Consider the following 13,590-nt stretch of genomic DNA (forward strand, 5'->3'; position numbering starts at 1 on the left):
AGCGCGCATGGCCGAATGCACGGCGAGCGATAGAATCGTGCCATGTCCGCCCCTGTCGACTTCCTGCCCGCCCGCCCCCACCGGGTCGTCGTCCTCGCGCTCGACGGGGTCTACCCCTTCGAGCTGGGGATCCCGAACCGGGTCTTCCCCTGTGTTCCCAGCGCCTACGAGGTGGTGACCTGCGCGGCGACCGACGATCGTACGGTGACGACCAGTGCCGACTTCGCGGTCACCGTCGGGCACGGGCCCGAGGCGCTGGAGAGCGCGGACACCGTGGTCGTGCCGCCGTACGACATGGCGCGGATCACGCAGGAGCTGCCCGAGCCGGTGGCCGGCGCGCTGGCGCGGATCCGGCCCGGTACCCGGATCGTCTCGATCTGCACGGGGGCGTTCGCGCTCGCGGCGGCCGGGATGCTGGACGGGCGGCCGGCGACCACGCACTGGGCGCTGGCGCCGCAGTTCCGGCGGATGTTCCCGCAGGTCGCACTGGATCCCGACGTCCTGTTCATCGACGACGGGGATGTCCTGACCTCGGCCGGCGCGGCCTCCGGCGTCGACGTGTGCCTGCACATCGTGCGCTCCGACCACGGCAGCGCGGTCGCCAACAGCGTGGCCCGGCAGTGCGTCGTGCCGCCGTGGCGGGACGGCGGCCAGGCGCAGTACATCGAGCAGCCGGTGCCGGAGGAGGGTGCCACCGGCACCGCGGCCACCCGGGCCTGGGCCCTGGAGAACCTGGAACGGCCGCTGGCGCTGCGGGAGTTGGCCGACCACGCCCGGATGAGTCAGCGCACGTTCGCCCGCCGGTTCCAGGAGGAGACGGGTACGAGCCCGGGGCGCTGGCTGATCCAGCAGCGGGTACGGCGGGCCCGCGACCTCCTGGAGACCAGCGAGCTGTCGATCGACCGCATCGCGGCCGAGGTCGGGTTCGCCACCGGCACCTCACTGCGGCAGCATCTGCACGCGGCGATCGGCGTCTCCCCGCAGGCGTACCGCAACACCTTCCGGGCCACGGCACCGAGCCGGGCCTGACCGGCAGACCGACACCGAGAGCGGCAAACCGACGCCAGGAGCGCCCGGCGCGGGCGAAGTCCGGCCATCACAATCCCGGACTTCACAGCACGCCGAGGGTCAACGGCCGGTGACCAGCAGCCAGGGACCAGCGGCCGGTGGCCGGCAGCCGGCGGTCACGGGCCAGCGGCCGGTGACCAGCAGCCAGGTACCAGCGGCCGTCAGCGGCCAGCAGCCAGCAGCCAGCAGCCAGCAGCCAGGGACCGCAGCCGGTCGTCAGCGGCCACCAGCCAGTGGCCAGCAGCCGGCGGCCGGTCGCCAGGAACCAGCAGCCGGTGGCCAACAGCCGGCGGTCAGGGACCGGCGGCCGGCCGCCCGTTGGCTCAGGGGTTCTCCCAGGCCGCCGGTTCCGCCGCCAGTGCTCGTACCGGCTCCGGCAGGGCGTCCGCCGCGATGTCCGCGACGGTGACGCCTTCGAGGATCTTGCGGACGTTGGCGCGCAGGGCGATCCACAGGGGCAGCAGCGGCTGGGCGGTGCCGGTGTAGGCCAGACCCGTCGGGCGTTCGCCGCGTACCGAGACGATCGGGCCGTCCACCGCGCGGATCAGGTCCGCCACCGTGATCGCGGACGCCTCCCGCGCCAGCCGGTAGCCGCCGCCCCCGCCACGCCGGCTGTCGACGATCCCGGCGCGCCGGAGGTCACCCAGGATGCCCTCCAGGAACTTGTGCGGGATGGCCTGGGCGCCGGCGATCTCCTCCGCCTTCACGGGGCCCTCGCCCTGCCGTACGGCGAGCTCCAGAACCGCCCGTACCGCGTAATCCGCTCGTGCCGAGATCCTCATGCGTCCATTGTGAGGCGTCCTTGCGTGGACAATGGCCGCACCCGCGCCCCGTAAGATCGCCCGGGAGGATCCCTTGGCGCTCAGCAGACGTACCTTCAGTGCCCTCGCCGGCTCGGCCGCGCTCGGCTTCGCCCTGGGCGGCAGCGGCGGCCCCGGGGCGCCCTCGGCCTACGCGGCGCGCAGCGTGCCCACCGGCCCGCCACCGGCCGCGCCGCGCGCCGACGGGCGGCGGCACGGCATCGGCCACGACCACCACTCCCTGATCGTCGACGGCCGGCGGCTGGTCGTCTGGTCCGGCGAGATGCACCCCTTCCGCCTCCCGAGCCCGTCCCTGTGGCGGGACGTCCTGGAGAAGATGCGGGCGCACGGCTACAACACGGTCAGCGTCTACGTGGCGTGGAACTACCACTCGCCCGCACCGGGCACCTACGACTTCACCGGCGTCCGTGACCTGGACCTGTTCCTGCGCACCGCCGCCGAGACCGGCCTGTACGTCATCGTCCGCCCCGGCCCCTACATCAACGCCGAGGTCGACGCCGGCGGTTTCCCCGGCTGGCTCACCGCCACCGCTGGCGCCGCCCGCTCCACCGACCCGGTCTACCTCTCCCACGTCGACGAGTGGCTGACGGCCGTCAACCGCGTCGTCCGCCGCCACCAGCACACCGACGGCGGCGGAACCGTCCTCCTCTACCAGATCGAGAACGAGTACGACGGCCACGTCACCGACCCGGCAGGCGCCGCCTACATGTCCCACCTCTACAAGAAGGTGCGGGCCGACGGCATCGACGTCCCCCTCTTCCACAACGACAAGGGCCGCAACGGCTACTGGATCCCCGGCTCCTTCGACACCGGCGGCGAGCGAGGCAAGTGGCTGTACGGCTTCGACGGCTACCCCTCGCCCTCCCAGCCCCCGCCGGACTGGGGTGACTTCGGGATCGGCGGCCCCCGGGGCGGCGCGACCGCGAGCCCCGGCACCCCGGGGTTCGTGCCGGAGTTCGGCGGCGGCTGGTTCGACCCGTGGGGCGGGGTCGAGTTCGGCGGCAAGGGCTACGCCGAGTCCCGGCGCACCCGGGACGCCGCCTACGAACGCCGCTTCTACCTCACCAACCTCGCCAACGGCATCACCCTCCACAACGTCTACATGACCTACGGCGGCACCACCTGGGGCTGGCTGCCGGCGCCGGTCGTCTACACGTCGTACGACTACGGCGCGGCCATCGACGAGGCCCGCAACGTCACGCCGAAGACCGCGCCGATGCACCAGCTCGGCCACCTCCTCCAGCGCATCCCCGACTTCGCGAAGCTGGACCGCGCGGCCGACGTCCACGTGACCGGGCTGAAGGCCTACCACCTCACCAACCCCGACACCCAGGCCCACGTCTACGTCCTGCGCAACGACGGCGCCGAGGAGGTCACCTCCACACTCCGGACGGCCGCCGGCGACGACGTCGAGCTGACCGTCCCCGCCCACGACGCCCGGCTCGTCACCGCCGGCCTCTCCCTCGGCAAACGGAAGCTGCGTTACTGCACCGCCCAACCGATGTTCCTGATCACCGCCGGCCGCCAGGACATCGCCCTGTTCACCGGCCGCTACGGCGAGATGGCGCACCTGGTGCTGGACTGCCCGACCGAGCCCTTCGTGCAGCGCCTCGACGCCGAGGCGGCCTGGGTCTACGACCAGGGCGTCCTGCACGTCACCGCGCCGCTCGGGCAGGGCGGGCTGACCCGGGTCCTGGTCCAGCGGGGCGAGTCCGACACCCCGCTGCTCCTCCTCTTCGCCGACGACGCGACCTCCCTGCGGCTGTTCCCGTACGACACCCCGTCCGGCACGCTCCTCGTCTACGGCCCGGCGCTGCTGCGCCACGCGAAGCTCGACGGGTCGGCCGTCCAGCTCACCGGGGACATCGTCGGGGCGAGCGGCGTGGAGGTCTGGGGGCCCCGCGGGATCACCTCGGTCACCTGGAACGGGCAGCCGGTACCGACGCGGGTGACCGTCTCGGAGAGCCTGGTCGCCCTGTCGGAGATGCCGGCGGCGCCGCGGCCGGCGCTGCCGGTCCTGGGAGGCTGGCGCAGGAAGGCCGGGAATCCCGAGGCCGCGGTGGGCTTCGACGACTCGGCGTGGACGGTCGCCGACAAGCGGACGTCGTTCAGCACGACGGCCGTCCCCGCGGGTCAGCCGGTGCTCTTCGCCGACGACTACGGCTTCCACTACGGAGACGTCTGGTACCGGGGGCGGGTGGACGGCGACCTGACGGACCTGGAGTCGGTCTCGCTCGCCTACAGCACGGGCACCCAGGGCATGCTGATGGCCTGGCTGGACGGGGTGCCGCTGGGCTCGCACCGGATGCCGGTGCCGGACGCGAAGACGGTGCGCAAGGGGAGCTGGACCGCCACGGCCGAGTTCTCCGCCGCCGGGTTGCGGAAGAAGCGGCGCAAGAAGCGGCGGCATGTGCTGTCCGTGCTGGTGCGGCGGATGCAGCACGACATGGACGGCGGGTCGCAGGACACCCACAAGGTGGCGCGCGGACTGACCGCCGTCTCCTTCGACGGGGTCTCCCCTGAGGTGACCTGGCGGATCCAGGGGGCCGCCGCGCCGGATCCGGTGCGGGGGCCGCAGAACAACGGAGGGTTGCACGGGGAGCGGGAGGGCTGGCACCTGCCCGGATTCGCGGACGGCGGGTGGGAGTCGGTTTCGCTGCCGCGCGCGGACCAGCGGATGGGGGTCACCTGGTACCGGACGGAGTTCCGGATGACCGTGCCGGGCGGAGTGGACGCGTCGGTGGGGCTGGTGCTGGAGGACGACCCGGCGCGGGCCTATCGGGTGCAGATCTTCCTGAACGGGTGGAACCTGGGGCAGTACGTGAACGACGTGGGGCCCCAGCACACGTTCGTGCTGCCGAACGGGATCCTGCGGACGCGGGGGTCGAACACGTTGGCGCTGGCCGTGCTTTCGGACGGAACGTCCGAGGCCGGCCCTGGGGCGGTGCGGCTTGAGTTGCTGGGTAGCGCGGCCGGAGGAGTCGAGGTTCTGGGGGTGGACTCCCCCGGCCGTTGACTGCGGGCCGGTGGGGGCTGGTCGCGCCCACGCGGCGGCGCCGCACACCGATACGGCCCCGCGCCCCTGAAGGGGCGCGTCTGCCCTTAGGCCAGTCGGATCACATTCCAGGAAAGGGGTTCGAGGACAGCACTGAGCGTGCCGTCGTTCAGCGATGTGCCCTCGGCCGGATGAGGGGTCACCCGCTCCGGGTCCGCCAAGGTGTTGCGGGCGTCCGGGTCCTCGTCCGACAGGACGCTGTGCTCCGTGACCTGGGTCAGGTCCAGTCCGCTCAGGGCGATTTCCAGCGGCAGCGGCTCCGTCCGGCTGCGGTTGACGGCGAAGACCGTGACCGTGCCGTCCTCGGCCCGGACCGCCGTCGCGTGCAGCAGGCTGGTCTCGCCGTACTTCTTCGTGTCGTACGTCGGTGAGTCCGCCCGTACGTCCAGGACCTGGCCCCTGCCGTACCGGGACGCCTGGGCGAACGGGAAGAACGTCGTCTGCCGCCAGGCCGGGCCGCCGGGCTCCGTCATGATCGGGGCGATCACGTTGACCAGCTGGGCCAGGCAGGCGACCGTGACGCGGTCGGCGTGGCGGAGCAGGGCGATGAGGAGGGAGCCGAAGACCACCGCGTCCAGGACGCTGTAGTTGTCCTCCAGGAGACGGGGGGCCTCGGCCCAGTCCCGCGCGGCGGAGTTCTCGATCTGGTGCCACTTCGAGGTGTACCAGACGTTCCACTCGTCGAAGGAGAGGTTGATCTTCTTCCGGGACTTCAGTCTGGCGCCCACGTGGTCACAGGTGGCGACCACGTTCTCGATGAAGGACTCCATGTCGACGGCGGAGGCCAGGAAGGAGTCGAGATCGCCGTCCTGGGGCTCGTAGTAGGCGTGCAGGGAGATGTAGTCGACCAGGTCGTACGTCTCCGTGAGGACCGTCGCCTCCCACTCGGCGAAGGTCGGCATGGACTGGCTGGAGGAACCGCAGGCGACCAGTTCCACGGACGGGTCCATCTGGCGCATGGCGCGGGCGGTCTCGGCGGCGATGCGGCCGTACTCCCCGGCGGTCTTGTGTCCGGTCTGCCAGGGGCCGTCCATCTCGTTGCCCAGGCACCAGAGTCTGATGCCGAAGGGGTCCTTGTCGCCGTGGGCGGCGCGGAGGTCCGACAGGGCGGTTCCGGAGGAGTGGTTGGCGTACTCCTGGAGCTCCAGGGCCTCCGCCACGCCCCGCGTGCCGAGGTTGATCGCCATCATGGGCTCGGCCTGCGGGCCGACCTTCTTCAGGAAGCCGATGTACTCGGCGAGCCCGAAGCGGTTGGTCTCCGTCGACCGCCAGGCGAGGTCGAGGCGGCGGGGGCGTTCCGCCGCCGGGCCGACCGAGTCCTCCCACTTGTAGCCGGAGACGAAGTTGCCGCCGGGATAGCGGAGGGTGGTGACGCCGAGTTCACGGACGAGGCCGAGGACGTCCGTGCGGAGGCCTTCGGCGTCGGCCGCGGGGTGGGCCGGCTCGTAGATACCGGTGTAGACGCAGCGGCCCAGGTGCTCGATGAAGGAGCCGAACAGGCGGGGGTTGACTTCGCCGACGGTGAAGGCGGGGTCGAGGGTGAAGCGGGCGGTGCGCAATGTTCGCCTTTCGGGGTGGGTGGTTGATCCACGGACACAGCCCCGCGCCCCCCGCAGGGGCTCTGGCCGGCCGTCCTTTGTCCAGCTTCGTCGTGCTCGTGATCGCGCTCGCGACCCCGTTCGAGATATCGGCTCATGCTCGCAACTTCGAACGGGACCGTAAGATCGAAGCGCGCGCGCGTCAATGGGTCCGGCGTGATTTTCCCGCCCCGGGCAGTCGTTGCCCTGTGAACTACCGCTCGAACTACCGGCGCCGGGCGCGTAGTCTCAAACGGGCCGACGCAGCGCGGTGACCGCCGCCGGGGCGGCGCGAAGGGGGAGCGATGGACTTGGCCGGCGCGCGGCACCGGTGGGCCCGGATCACTGTGCGGCCGCGGCGCTCCCGGCCGAGGCCGGGGATGCGCGGACTCGCCGCCGGCCTCAGCGCCGCCGTCCGCGCCGGCACCCGGCCACCGGCCGACGTACGGGAGTTGTGCCGGGCGCTGTGCGCGGAGATGGGCCGCAGACGCGAGGGCCGGCCCGTCGAGCTGCGTTTCGAACGGTTCCCCGACGAGATCGAGGTCACCGGACTGTGGGTGGAGTTCCTGGACTTCGACCTGGTGATAGTCGAGGAGCGGGCCGAGGCCGTACAGCAACTGGTCATCCTGGGACACGAGTTGTGGCACATGCACGCGCGTCACACGCATCATCACGCGGCCGCGGCGAACGCCTTCGCCGGGCGGCCGGGCTGGGACTCCGTCGCGCTGACCGTGGCCGCCCGCAACGGCTCCCGGGAGGCCGACGAGGCCGAGGCCGACGACTTCGGGCACCGGCTCGCGGCCGCGCTCCGGTCCTTCCTGCCCGGCCGGGGCGGCGAGGCTCCGCCGGATCCGGTCCAGCGCTCCCTCGGCTACCGCGGGCGTGAAGGCGGAGCACGGTGACCTCCTCCCCACTGGCCGCGGGCCCGGCCGCGTTCCTCACCGGGCTGTACATCTCCTTCTGGCTCCCGGGCCTCGTGCTGACCGCGGCCCTGGTGATCAAGCTGCCGAGCATCCTCAAGCTGTGGCGGGACCCGCTGCTGCGTGCCGTGGGCGGTCTGCTGCTGTTCGCCTGCGCGGTGTTCGCCTTCGCCGCCCCGCCCACCATCGCCTGGACGAACCGGGTGACCGGCGTGCCGAACATCGCGGCGCCCCTGGTGTACTCCCTGATCACCGCGCTGTCCGCGTCCTGGCTGCTGCTGGTCGTGCACTGGCGCAACGGCCACACCGACCGCCGGGAGCAGACGCGGCGCGCGACCCGCTGGGTGGTCTCGGTCTACGCGGCCGTGGTCGTCGCCCTGTGGGTGCTGTTCGCGCTCGCCGACGTGCCCGTGGAGCAGGTCCGGAACCTGGACACCTACTACGCGAGTACGCCGTTCATGCGCGAGGAGATCCTGCTCTACCTCCTCGCGCACACCGTGGCCTGCGCCATCACGACCCGGCTGGTGTGGAACTGGATCCGCACCGACGGCCTCGACGCCTGGCTGCGCTGGGGGCTCAGGTTCCTGGGCATCGGCTACGCGACGAACCTGCTCTTCAGCGCCGCCAAGTTCACGGCCGTGGCGGCCCGCTGGACCGGTCACGACCTGGACTGGCTGAACACCAACATCGCACCGTCGGCCGCCTGCATCGCCGCCACGCTCGTCGCGACCGGCTTCATCGTCCCGCACGCCGGCCAGTACTTCCACGACCGCTGGCTGCTGCGCCGTCGGCACCGCTCCCTGAAGCCGCTCGCCCGGCTGCTGCGGACCGTCGTGGGCGGCCGCGAACCGCTCGCCCTGCGCGCCACCGCCGAGATGCGCCTGATCCGCCGCGAGACGTACATCCGCGACGCGCTCCTGCCGCTGTCCCGGTTCCTCGACGAGAACCTGCGCGGCCGGGCCCACGACGCCGCTCTCGCCCTCGGCCACGAACCCGGCCGGGCCCAGGCCCTGGCCGCCGCCGTGACGGTCCTGGACGCCGTCGAGAGCGGACGGCACGGCCCGGACGACGACGGCGGCACCGGCGAGACCGACGCCTCGTATCTGCTCCAGGAGATCCAGGCCCTCTCCGAGGCCCTGCGCCACCCCGAAGAGATCACGGCGGTACGCACCCGCGCGGCCGTCCCGGCAGAGAGCATGTCCACGCATGAGTGAACGTCCCTCCCCCGCCAGAGCCGCTGTCGTCCTGGGGGGATCCCACACCGGCATGCTCGTGGCGCGGGCCCTGGCCGGCCTCGCCGACCGGGTCGTCGTCGTGGAACGCGACGAACTGCCCGCGGCGCCCGAGCCCCGCAGGGGACTTCCGCAGGCCCGGCACGCCCACATGCTCTGGTCCGGCGGGGTACGGGCGATGGAGGAGCTGCTGCCGGGCATCACCGCGGCACTCCTGGACGCCGGGGCGCGCCGGGCCCCGGTCACCACGGACATGGTCGTCCTCTCGGCGCACGGCTGGTTCCGGCGCTGGCCCGAGTCCCACCACGTGCTGCTGGCCGGGCGGGACCTGCTGGACGCGACGGTCCGGGCGCGGGTCCTCGCGGACGGGCATGTCGAGGTGGCCGGGGCGACGGAGGTGCTCGGGCTCACGGGCGGCGCGGAGGCGGTCACCGGGGTCCGGGTGCGGGACCGCGACGGCCGGGAGCGGACCGTCGAGGCGGACCTGGTCGTCGACGCCACCGGACGGGGTTCCGCGGCCGCCCGCTGGCTCACGGCCCTCAGGCTGCCCGCGCCGGAGCGCCGCGAGGTCGACACCGGTCTCGCCTACGCCAGCCGGCTCTACCTCGCGCCCGAGCAGGCCCGGGCCGGCTTCCCGGTGATCAACGTGCAGCCGGACCCGCGGGACGGCGGTCCCGGCCGGGCGGGCTTCCTGCTGCCCATCGAGAACGGCCGCTGGATCGTCACCCTCAACGGCACCCGCGGGGCCGAACCGACCTCCTCCGCCGACGACTTCGTCCCGTTCGCCCGCGAACGGCTGCGGCACCCGCTCATCGGCGACCTGCTCGCGGGGGCCGAGCCGCTGTCCGACGTCGCCGTCACCCGGGCCACCGTCAACCGCCGCTACTTCTACGAGCGGATGCCCGCCTGGCCCGACAACTTCACCGTCCTCGGCGACGCCCTGGCCGCGTACAACCCCGTGTACGGCCACGGGCTGGCCGTGGGCGCGCAGAGCGCGCTGCTCCTGCGGGATCTGGCGCGGCGTCACGGTCTCGGCGCACCCGGCCTGTCCCGGCGCGTCCAGAAGGCGGTCGCCCGGCCGGTCGGGGCGGCCTGGGACCTCGCCATCGGGCAGGACGTGTTCTATCCGGGGGCGACGGAGAACGGGCCGACGGCCCGGGACCGGATCGTGGCCGCGTACGTGTCCCGGCTCATGCACACGGCCACCGGCAACGGGCGCGTCGCCCGCCGGGTGACGGACGTGACCTCCCTGGAGCGGCGGGCGGAGGTACTGCTGACGCCGTCCGTCCTGCTGGCGGCGCTGGCAGGGCCGCTGAAACCGGCCCTGCCCGGACCGCCGCTCACCGCGGAGGAGCTGAAGAGAGCGGGTCTGCAATAGCGCCCCTTCAGGGGGGCGGGGCAGCGCCCCGTAGGGGCGCGGGGCTGTGCTGCATGTGCGGCTGCCGCCGCGCGGGCGCGCTCAGCCCCCGCAGGCTGACAGCGGCCGTTCGGCAGCGCCCCGTAAGGGGCGCGGGGAACTGCGCGACCAGCCACGACGGCGCCGCAGACGGTCTACTGCCCCGCGCGGCAGGGCGCAGCCGCATATCGGCCGGGGCCCCGCGCCCCTACGGGGCGCTCAGCCCCGGAACGCCGGCTGGGCCACGCCCTTGCCCGCGCCCGGGACCACCAGCAGGGAGCCCGCCGTCGGGTGCGGCGCCTCCAGGCCCACCCGCGCGGTCGTGACGTACAGGTCCGTCAGGTCGGCGCCCCCGAACGCACAGGCCGTCGTGAGCGAGGCGGGGAGGCTGATGACGCGGTCCAGCTCGCCGGCCGGCGTATAGCGGCGTACCGCCGCCCCGCCCCACAGCGCCACCCACACACAGCCGTCCGCGTCGACCGTCAGGCCGTCGGGGAAACCGGCGCTCTCCTCGACCGTCACCAGCGGGCGGCGGTTGACGGGGAGTCCGTCCTCGTAGTCGAAGACGTCCACCCGGCGGGTCGGCGTGTCGACGTAGTAGACGAGGCGGCCGTCCGGGCTCCAGCCCGTGCCGTTGCTGACCGTGACGGCCGGCAGCAGCGTCGTCGCCGTGCCGTCGGGCGCCACCCGGGAGAGCGTGCCGCCCCCGGTGGCCTCGTCGTAGCGCATCGTGCCGGCCCACAGGGAGCCGTCGGGGGCGACGGCCGCGTCGTTGGCGCGGCGGCCGGGGACCGGCTCGCGGTGCAGCCAGCGGAACGTGCCGTCGGGGTCGAGGAGGCCGACACCGTCGCGGAGGTTGAGGACCAGGCCGCCGCCCGCGCGCGGCTTGACCGCGCCGACGTGCTGCTCGGTGGTGCGGATCGTGCGGTGGCCGGTGGCCGGGTCGTACGTGTGGACCCGCGAGCCCAGGACGTCGATCCACAGCAGGCGGCCGGTCGCCGCGTCCCAGGTCGGACCCTCGCCGAGGGTCGCCTCCGCCGCCACCGCGACCTCGTAAGCCGTCGTCATCACGCCACGCTCCGGTGGCCGAGGCGCTCGGAGAGTTCGGCCGCGCCCTTGGCCGCGAGCTGCTCCAGCTCGCCGCGGCGCTCGTCGCTCCAGCGGATCATCGGCACCGAGATGGACAGGGCCGCGACGACCTGGCCGGCGCGGTCGCGGACCGGCGCGGCGACACAGGAGACGTCCGGGTTGGACTCGCGGTTCTCCACGGCGATGCCGCGCGCGCGGATCCCGGCGAGGGCCTCGCGCAGGGCGCCCGGCTCGGTGATGCTGTTCGGGGTCATCGCGACCAGGTCGGCGTCGTCCGGGATGCGCGCGGTCAGCTCCGGCTCCGGCAGCGAGGCCAGCAGCATCTTGCCGACCGAGGTGCAGTGGGCGGGCAGCCGGCGGCCGGCGGCGGAGACCATGCGGACCGCGTGCGTGGAGTCGACCTTGGCGATGTAGATGACGTCGGTGCCTTCGAGGATCGCCACGTGGACGGTCTCGTCGCAGGTCTCGGCGACGGAGCGGGCGACCTGCTGGCCCTCGGCGGCGAGGTCGAGCTGCTCGGCGTACCTGCTGCCGAGCTGGTACGGACGCACGCCCAGCCGGTACCGTCCGGGCTGTCCGGGTACGGGCACGATGTACGACCGGGCGGAGAGCGTGGTCACCAGTTCGTGCACGGTGGTCCGCGGCAACTGGAGTCTGCGCACTATGTCGGGGGCGGAGAGGGTCCCGTCCCCGTCCAGGAAGAGCTCAAGAATGTCAAGAGCCCGGGTCACGGCAGGCACGAGGCGTCCCACGTCCGGCCCCCTCCCTTGGGTGTAAGCGCCAGATATCGGTGCGCCGCGCGTCTCAACTGCGGAGCCGTTCGAGATATCAACAGGCGATCGGCATGACGAACACAGGCTAACCATCGGGGATTCCGTGGGCAATGGCCGGGGCCCAGCCGGGCACAGGCAGGTGCGCCCTGGGCACCATGGGAACATGCGACTGGACTTCCAGCTGGTGCTGCTGCGCCGCATGGCCGACCACAACCCGGACCTGGTCGAGGACGCCCGGCGCGCGCTGGGCGCCTCGGTCGCGGAGATGCGCGAGGCGAACAAGCGCTGGCAGGCGATGGCCCGCTCACCGCGGTCCCGCTCCGCCGCGGCACGGTACCGCTCGGTGCTCGGCCCGCCGGAGTGGGAGACCAAGCGCACCGTCGGCGACCTGGAGTGCGCGGCCTGGCAGTGGCCGCTGCCCCTGTGGCCCACCCTCCGCTTCGAGGTCATGGCCGGCCCCGGCGGGACGGTCTGGAACGCGTGGCTGGTCCGCGCCCCGGACGCGCCGGCCCCGGGACTGGAGACCTTCGAGGACCTCACCCCCTGGTCCTGCACGGTCGACGAGGCCGCCCGCGCCTTCGCCCCCGCCCGCCCCCTGGAGGGCACGGCACCCACCCGGTGGGGCCTCACCTTCAAGGTGCCCGACGGCCGTCAGGTGGTCGCCGAGTTCACCTGGGGCCTGCTCCAGCGCACCGCCGTCATCGACGAGCCGCGCTGAGGATCGCCGCCGCCACCGCGGCCACCGAACCGGGGTGCAGGAACAGGAACAGGTTCGGTTCGACCAGCTCCAGCTCCATCACCTGCGGCTGCCCGCCCTCGCCGTCGACCAGGTCCACCCGGGCGTAGAGCAGCTCGGGCGCCTCCGGTACGGCGGCCAGCGCGCGCTCGGCCACGGCGAGTTCGGCCGGGGCCGGGGTCCACGGCTCCAGGTCGGGATGGGCGACCTTGGCCGCGTCGTACGCCGTGCCCGGCGTGAGCACGGCCCGCTTGCGGCTGGCGTGCAGCAGCCGCCCGCCGACGAACTGCAGCGCCCGCTCGCCGCTGACGTCGATGCCGGAGACGTACGGCTGGACCATCGCGGTCAGCCCCTCCTCGTGCATCCGGGCCAGATGCCGCAGGGCCGTCTCGTGCTCGGCGGGCGTGTAGCGGGCGGCGTACCGGGCGCCGGCGCCGAAGACGGGCTTGACGACGAAGTCGCGGTCGGCGGGGAGGGCGGGGCCGGCCGGGTCGCCGGGGGCGAGATACCGCGTCGGCACGACCGGCACCCCGGCCGCCGCGAGGTCACCGAGATACCGCTTGTCGGTGTTCCACCGCACCACCTGCGCCGGGTTCGCGATCCGGGTCGCCGTCCCCACCTTCTCCACCCACGACACGAACTCGTCGGCGCGCCAGGTGTAGTCCCAGGTGGAGCGGATGACGACCAGGTCGTAACCGCCCCACTGCGTCTCCGGGTCGTCCCACGGGCGGGCGACGGCCTCGGCCCCCGCCTCGGCCAGCGCCCGCAGCAGCACCGGCAGGTCCCGGTCCCTGCTCGGTTCCGCGCCGGGGTCGTAGGTGGCGAGGGCTATGCGAGGCACGGTGGAGCTCCTTCGGCTGACGGCGGCCGCGTTCCCCGGGCAGGCTAACGGAACGCTGTTGACCTTCACCTTCGGTCAAGCC

Annotated in this window: 12 protein-coding genes; 6 read left to right on the forward strand and 6 right to left on the reverse strand. The window is 73.3% G+C overall.

The genetic code is table 11. The features are described 5' to 3' along the window. Window positions 1-42 precede the first annotated feature (42 nt). Window positions 43-1,029 carry a GlxA family transcriptional regulator gene (locus tag LQ326_RS15010; protein ID WP_234536665.1) on the forward strand — a complete coding sequence of 329 codons (987 nt, stop codon included), beginning with the start codon at window positions 43-45 and terminating at the stop codon, window positions 1,027-1,029. 82 nt (window positions 1,030-1,111) lie between these two features. Here LQ326_RS15010 and LQ326_RS15015 read toward each other — a convergent pair whose 3' ends face one another. Next, window positions 1,112-1,351 (reverse strand): hypothetical protein, encoded by a 240-nt coding sequence (locus tag LQ326_RS15015; protein ID WP_234536669.1) that lies wholly within the window; start codon window positions 1,349-1,351, stop codon window positions 1,112-1,114. 40 nt (window positions 1,352-1,391) lie between these two features. Then, window positions 1,392-1,850, reverse strand: coding sequence for an RrF2 family transcriptional regulator (locus LQ326_RS15020; protein WP_234536672.1), 459 nt, complete (start codon window positions 1,848-1,850; stop codon window positions 1,392-1,394). 73 nt (window positions 1,851-1,923) lie between these two features. Here LQ326_RS15020 and LQ326_RS15025 point away from each other — a divergent pair, with 73 nt between their 5' ends. After that, window positions 1,924-4,905: a glycoside hydrolase family 35 protein gene (locus LQ326_RS15025; protein ID WP_234536674.1), complete on the forward strand. Its 2,982-nt coding sequence runs from the start codon at window positions 1,924-1,926 to the stop codon at window positions 4,903-4,905. Between the two features lie 86 nt (window positions 4,906-4,991). Here the strand turns inward: LQ326_RS15025 and arfA are convergent, their stop codons facing one another. After that, a complete protein-coding gene (arfA, locus tag LQ326_RS15030; protein ID WP_234536676.1) occupies window positions 4,992-6,503 on the reverse strand; it encodes an arabinosylfuranosidase ArfA in 1,512 nt (503 codons plus the stop codon). A 323-nt stretch (window positions 6,504-6,826) separates the two neighbouring features. Between arfA and LQ326_RS15035 the strand changes: the two genes are divergently transcribed. Genes LQ326_RS15035 through LQ326_RS15045 form a run of 3 tightly spaced genes read left to right on the forward strand, consistent with a single transcriptional unit; the run spans window position 6,827 to window position 10,051 of the window. Further along, window positions 6,827-7,423, forward strand: a complete 597-nt coding sequence (locus LQ326_RS15035; protein WP_234536679.1) for a toxin-antitoxin system, toxin component family protein — start codon at window positions 6,827-6,829, stop codon at window positions 7,421-7,423. Continuing rightward, a complete protein-coding gene (locus LQ326_RS15040) occupies window positions 7,420-8,655 on the forward strand; it encodes an MAB_1171c family putative transporter (protein WP_234536681.1) in 1,236 nt (411 codons plus the stop codon). Before LQ326_RS15035 ends, LQ326_RS15040 begins: the two co-directional genes overlap by 4 nt. Then, window positions 8,648-10,051 carry an FAD-dependent monooxygenase gene (locus LQ326_RS15045; RefSeq protein ID WP_234536684.1) on the forward strand — a complete coding sequence of 468 codons (1,404 nt, stop codon included), beginning with the start codon at window positions 8,648-8,650 and terminating at the stop codon, window positions 10,049-10,051. Before LQ326_RS15040 ends, LQ326_RS15045 begins: the two co-directional genes overlap by 8 nt. A gap of 237 nt (window positions 10,052-10,288) precedes the next feature. On the opposite strand, the gene LQ326_RS15050 is transcribed toward LQ326_RS15045, so the two are convergent. After that, complete coding sequence (locus LQ326_RS15050; RefSeq protein WP_234536687.1) at window positions 10,289-11,137, reverse strand: SMP-30/gluconolactonase/LRE family protein; 849 nt, start codon at window positions 11,135-11,137, stop codon at window positions 10,289-10,291. Continuing rightward, window positions 11,137-11,910, reverse strand: coding sequence for an IclR family transcriptional regulator (locus LQ326_RS15055; RefSeq protein ID WP_234536689.1), 774 nt, complete (start codon window positions 11,908-11,910; stop codon window positions 11,137-11,139). Before LQ326_RS15055 ends, LQ326_RS15050 begins: the two co-directional genes overlap by 1 nt. Before the next feature lie 184 nt (window positions 11,911-12,094). Between LQ326_RS15055 and LQ326_RS15060 the strand changes: the two genes are divergently transcribed. Then, window positions 12,095-12,649: a hypothetical protein gene (locus LQ326_RS15060; RefSeq protein ID WP_234536692.1), complete on the forward strand. Its 555-nt coding sequence runs from the start codon at window positions 12,095-12,097 to the stop codon at window positions 12,647-12,649. On the opposite strand, the gene LQ326_RS15065 is transcribed toward LQ326_RS15060, so the two are convergent. Further along, the gene (locus tag LQ326_RS15065; RefSeq protein ID WP_234536694.1) at window positions 12,630-13,508 is read right to left on the reverse strand and encodes an ATP-grasp domain-containing protein; all 879 of its coding nucleotides are present in this window, start codon (window positions 13,506-13,508) and stop codon (window positions 12,630-12,632) included. The genes LQ326_RS15060 and LQ326_RS15065 overlap by 20 nt on opposite strands. Window positions 13,509-13,590 lie beyond the last annotated feature (82 nt).

Origin of the sequence: Streptomyces shenzhenensis (assembly GCF_021462265.1) — a bacterium.
Lineage (GTDB): Bacteria > Actinomycetota > Actinomycetes > Streptomycetales > Streptomycetaceae > Streptomyces > Streptomyces shenzhenensis.

Coding starts and splice junctions, on each gene's coding strand:
- LQ326_RS15045 (WP_234536684.1), top strand. CDS start 8,648: ATGAGTGAACGTCCCTCCCCCGCCAGAGCCGCTGTCGTCCTGGGGGGA.
- LQ326_RS15035 (WP_234536679.1), top strand. CDS start 6,827: ATGGACTTGGCCGGCGCGCGGCACCGGTGGGCCCGGATCACTGTGCGG.
- LQ326_RS15010 (WP_234536665.1), top strand. CDS start 43: ATGTCCGCCCCTGTCGACTTCCTGCCCGCCCGCCCCCACCGGGTCGTC.
- LQ326_RS15060 (WP_234536692.1), top strand. CDS start 12,095: ATGCGACTGGACTTCCAGCTGGTGCTGCTGCGCCGCATGGCCGACCAC.
- LQ326_RS15050 (WP_234536687.1), bottom strand. CDS start 11,137: ATGACGACGGCTTACGAGGTCGCGGTGGCGGCGGAGGCGACCCTCGGC.
- LQ326_RS15020 (WP_234536672.1), bottom strand. CDS start 1,850: ATGAGGATCTCGGCACGAGCGGATTACGCGGTACGGGCGGTTCTGGAG.